This window comes from Tessaracoccus yangjingae, from assembly GCF_055326235.1.
Map to the genome: position 1 here is coordinate 1 of NZ_JBUZNN010000028.1, position 4,775 is coordinate 4,775.

Genomic DNA, 4,775 nt, shown 5'->3' on the forward strand with positions numbered 1-4,775 from the left:
TGTCGATGCCGAGTGAATACTGACCCCGTGGCGCCGAGTGAATTTTGACCCCTCTCCGTCAGAGTGAGGGAGTGATCAGTGTGGAGGATTGGGCCGAGATCCGACGGCTTCATAGGTCGGAGGGGTTGGCGATCAAGGCGATCGCGCGCCAGTTGGGGGTGGCAAGGAACACGGTGAGGTCGGCGTTGGCCTCGGACGTTCCGCCCAGGTATGAGCGGGAGTCGCCGGGGTCGTTGGTCGATGCCGTCGAGCCGCAGATCCGGGCGTTGTTGGCGGCGACGCCGCGGATGCCGGCGACGGTGATCGCGGAGCGGATCAGCTGGGAGCATTCGTCGTCGGTGCTGCGGGCGAGGGTGGCTGAGTTGCGGCCGTTGTATCTGCCGGCGGACCCGGCGGATCGGACCCAGTATCGGGCCGGGGAGATCGTGCAGTGCGATCTGTGGTTCCCGCCGAGGGTCGTGCCGGTGGCTGACGGGGTGCTCGCGGCGCCGCCGGTGTTGACGATGGTGGCCGCCTGGTCGGGGTTCATCGCCGCCCTGTTGCTGCCGACCCGTCAGACCGGGGACCTGCTGGCGGGCATGTGGCAGCTATTGGCGGGGAGCTTCGGGGCGGTCCCGCGGATGCTGGTGTGGGACAACGAGGCAGGGATCGGGCAGCACCGACGCCTCACGGTGCCCGCGAGGGGCTTCGCCGGAACGTTGGGGACCAGGATCTATCAGACCAATCCCCGTGACCCGGAGGCGAAGGGGGTGGTGGAGCGGGCCAACGGGTTCCTGCAGACGTCGTTCATGCCGGGCCGCGAGTTCGTCTCCCCGGCCGACTTCAACACCCAACTCGCGGACTGGTTACCGCGGGCGAATCAGCGGCTGCTGCGCCGCACCGGCGCTAGACCAGCAGACATGCTGGCGTCGGAGGTGGCGGCGATGAGCAGCCTGCCGCCGGTGGCGCCGCTGGTCGGGTCGAGTAGCCGGGTCCGGCTGGGCCGTGACTACTACGTGCGGGTCGCGGGTAACGACTACTCGGTCGACCCCGCCGTGATCGGCCGGTTCGTCGACGTCGGCTGTGACATGGACACCGTCACCGTCACCTGCGCCGGCCAACCCGTGGCCTCTCATGCGCGGTGTTGGGACCAGCGGCGCACCCTCACCGACCCTGCCCACGTCGCGACCGCGAAGACGCTGCGGGCGGCGCACCAGAAGGCTGTCCGCGTCGATGCCCGCGGCGTGGGCGAAGACGTCGGACTCCGGCCGTTGAGCGTCTACGACGACCTGTTCGACCTGCCCGGCATCGACCCGGCGAGCGCGTCCGGGGCGGTGGCCTGATGAGCCTCACCGCGAGGGACCTGACCGGCGAGATCGGGTTCCTGGCCCGGGAGCTGAAGACCCCGGTGATCGCTGAGACGTTCACCGACCTCGGTGACCGGGCCCGCGCCGAGGGCTGGTCCCACGAGGAGTACCTCGCCGCCGTCCTCGGCCGCCAGGTCGCCTCCCGCACCGCCAACGGCACCCGGCTGCGGATCTCGGCCGCTCACCTTCCAGCCGTCAAGACCGTCGAGGACTTCGTCTTCGACCACATCCCCGCCGCGTCCCGTGACCTGATCGCGCACCTGGCCACCTGCACGTTCATCCCGAAACGCGAGAACGTGGTCCTCCTCGGCCCACCCGGCACCGGGAAGACGCACCTGGCGATCGCGTTGGGCATCAAGGCCGCCGAAGCAGCCCATCCCGTGCTGTTCGACTCTGCCACCGGCTGGATCAACCGGCTCGCCGCCGCCCACGCCTCCGGCGCCCTCGAACGCGAGCTGCGCCGGCTGAAACGCTACCGCGCCTTGATCATCGACGAGGTCGGCTACCTGCCCTTCGACACCACCGCCGCGGCCCTGTTCTTCCAACTGATCGCCTCACGCTACGAGACCGGCACCGTCATCGTGACCTCAAACCTGCCCTTCAGCCGCTGGGGCGAAACCCTCGGCGACGACGTCGTCGCCGCCGCGACCATCGACCGCCTCGTCCACCACGCCCACGTCATCGGGCTCGACGGCGACTCCTACCGCACCCGCGGCCACCGTCGCCAACCAACCAAGTAGAACCAACAACAACCATGAGAGGGGTCAATTTTCGATCGGCAACAGGGGGTCAGTTTTCGTCCGGCGTTGACACCCCAAACCATGTATGCACCGACGGCAACCCATCGCCGAGCACGTCGGCCGCACGGCGGACGCCGCCACGCGGACCCCGTTAGCCCTCGAGGGACGGAGATGACCCGTCGACACGTCGCCATCTTCGGCGACGTGCCAACGCCTCCCTACGATTGGGTCCATGCCCGCGCGGGCAAGAGCTCTGCGTGGGGGGTAGTGATTCCGGTCTCCGAACGCAATGAACTTCATCTTCTGGCCCAACCCCCCCGGAGCTGCCAGTCGATGGATCTGGACACTCACCATCTACCGCACAATCGCTGGCGGCCATGTCAGGCAGATCGCCCGCGGTGTTGCTCCGACCCGGGGCGCAGCCAGTCTGCAGCCGAAGCATCCGCACGCGTCTGCCTCACTGAGGCCCCTGGCGCGCGCTAAGAGCGAATCTCAGCCCGGTGCTCCACCCCCCGCGAGACTCCCCACAGTTGGCCGGCAGTCCCCGGCCCAGACCCGGGAAGCGGGGCGAGGAAGTTGAGCGTTGACACGCCGAAGGTGGGCTGCTAGGGTCAAGCTAATCGTTTATCTGAGCTAGCGAAGAGCGCATGGGAAGATATAAACGTTTATATGTCGCAAGGAAGCGGTGACACCGGTGAAGAAACCAACACTCAACGACGTGGTCCGGGAGTCGGGGCTGTCCATCTTCACGGTGTCGCGTGCGCTGAACGGTGCGGAGGGTGTGTCGACGGAGAGCCGGCTGAGGGTACTTGAAGCGGCGAAGAGCATCGGGTATGTGCCGAACAAGGCGGCTCGGGCTTTGCGGACGCAGTCTCCGGGTCCGGTGATCGTGATGACGGCTTCGACGGCCAACTACTACTACATCGACATGATCGACGGAATTCAGGCCGGGTTGCGTGAGGCGAAGATCGCGATGAGGTTCGCGGACCTGGCCCCGTCGGGTGAGTTTGACGCCGCGCTTGAGGACGCTGCGGTTGAAGAGGCTATGCAGTCCCGGGCGACGGGGCTGATCTCAACGCTGACCCTGAGCCCTGAGAACTACGTGAAGCTGACCCAGTGGGGCATCCCTGCGGTGTTCGTTGACTCTCAGGCGCCAGTCTCGCCGTTGGGTGCCGCCTCGGTGACCACTGATAACGCTGATGCGACCGCTCAGGTGGGTGAACACCTCGCGTTTCACGGTGTGAAGGATTGGGTGTTGCTGATCTATCCCCATCTGTGGTCCACGCGCGCTTCCCGCGAGGCGGGTCTTCGAGCCGCCGCCGCACGTCATGGTGCGGCGCTGACGGTGCTCGAAAGTCACAATGATCCGACCTCGGCCCGAGCAGTCCTCGACGGCTACCTGTCCCAGCGCGGCAGCCGGAAGCCCTTCGCCCTCGTGGCTGGTAATAACCCAATGCTTCAGGGGGCGTTCACGGCGTTGCGTGACCGTCGCCTACGGATACCGGAAGACGTGGTGCTGATCGCGTTCGACGAGTTCGCGTGGGCGCCGCTCCTCGATCCTCCCCTGACTGTCGTCGATGAGGACTCCCGGTCCATCGGCGAACTCGCGGCCCGAAAGCTCACCGCGATCATCAAACGGAGCGCGGCACAGGGCAGCGGCTCCTTCGGTCCCGTCTACACCGCTGGAGACGTACAGGAGGTGAAAGCCAGTCTCCTGATCCGGAAGTCATGCGGCTGCTGACCGGGCTCAATCGCCCTTCCCGCGCCGTCCCCTTCACCCCCCCTCCCGCGTTGCGTTCGCCCCAGAGTTGGGGCGACACACTCTCTGTACCCATTTTCTGAGTAAGGAAACCTCCCATGAAGAACACCAAGAAGGCCTTCGCTGGCTCCCTCCTGGCCCTGTCTATGCTCGCTTTGGGCGCCTGCACCTCCGGTGACGTGCAGACCAGCGCCTCAGGCTCTGGCGCCGCTGTGGTTCCTGACAAGATTGAGTCCATCGCGCTGATGGTCCAGGACATGTCCAACCCCTTCTTCTCAGCCATGACCACCGGAGCTGAGGATGCGGCCGAGGAGCTCGGGGCCACGATCAACGTCCAGGACGCGCAACTGGATCTGGCGAACCAGAACACCCAGATCGATGCGTTCATCCAGCAGGGCGTCGATCTGATCGTCATCTCCGCCGTCGATGAGGATGGCATCGCTCCCGCGATCGAACGGGCTCGGGCGGCCGGGACCATCGTGATCGCCGTCGACACCCCTGCTGTGGGCGCCGACGCGGTGGTCATGACCGACGCCGTCGAAGCTGGCGAGGTTGCCTGCCGCTACCTGTTTGAGCAGATGGGCGGCGAGGGGAACATCCTCATCGTCGACGGCACCCCGATCCAGACGATCATCGATCGGATCACCGGTTGCGAGAACGTGATGGAGGAGTTCCCCGGCATCGAGGTCGTCGGCCACCAGGCGTCGAAGAACGACCGCGCCACAGGCCTGACGGTGACCACGGACATGCTCACCGCCACCCCCGACGTACAGGGCATCTTCGGCATGAACGATCCCTCTGCCCTCGGCGCCGTACTGGCAGTGGAACAGGCGGGACGCGCTGATGACATCATCGTCGTCGGAATCGACGGCAGCCCCGAAGCAGTCGAGGAACTCAACCGCGACGGCTCTCCCTTCGTCGCCTCCGCCA

At 66.4% G+C, this 4,775-nt stretch carries 4 protein-coding genes; all 4 read left to right on the forward strand.

Annotation, left to right across the window (positions count from 1 at the left end):
- Positions 1-71 precede the first annotated feature (71 nt).
- The gene (gene istA / locus ACZK5D_RS16715) at positions 72-1,322 is read left to right on the forward strand and encodes an IS21 family transposase (RefSeq protein WP_463664797.1); all 1,251 of its coding nucleotides are present in this window, start codon (positions 72-74) and stop codon (positions 1,320-1,322) included.
- Positions 1,322-2,086, forward strand: a complete 765-nt coding sequence (gene istB / locus ACZK5D_RS16720) for an IS21-like element helper ATPase IstB (protein WP_463664796.1) — start codon at positions 1,322-1,324, stop codon at positions 2,084-2,086. Before istA ends, istB begins: the two co-directional genes overlap by 1 nt.
- A gap of 694 nt (positions 2,087-2,780) precedes the next feature.
- On the forward strand, positions 2,781-3,827 hold the full coding sequence (locus tag ACZK5D_RS16725) for a LacI family DNA-binding transcriptional regulator (protein ID WP_463666137.1): 1,047 nt from the start codon (positions 2,781-2,783) through the stop codon (positions 3,825-3,827).
- Between the two features lie 116 nt (positions 3,828-3,943).
- Positions 3,944-4,775, forward strand: an 832-nt coding sequence (locus ACZK5D_RS16730; RefSeq protein ID WP_463666138.1) for a substrate-binding domain-containing protein, incomplete at its 3' end; no start/stop codon positions are given.

Coding starts and splice junctions, on each gene's coding strand:
- istB (WP_463664796.1), top strand. CDS start 1,322: ATGAGCCTCACCGCGAGGGACCTGACCGGCGAGATCGGGTTCCTGGCC.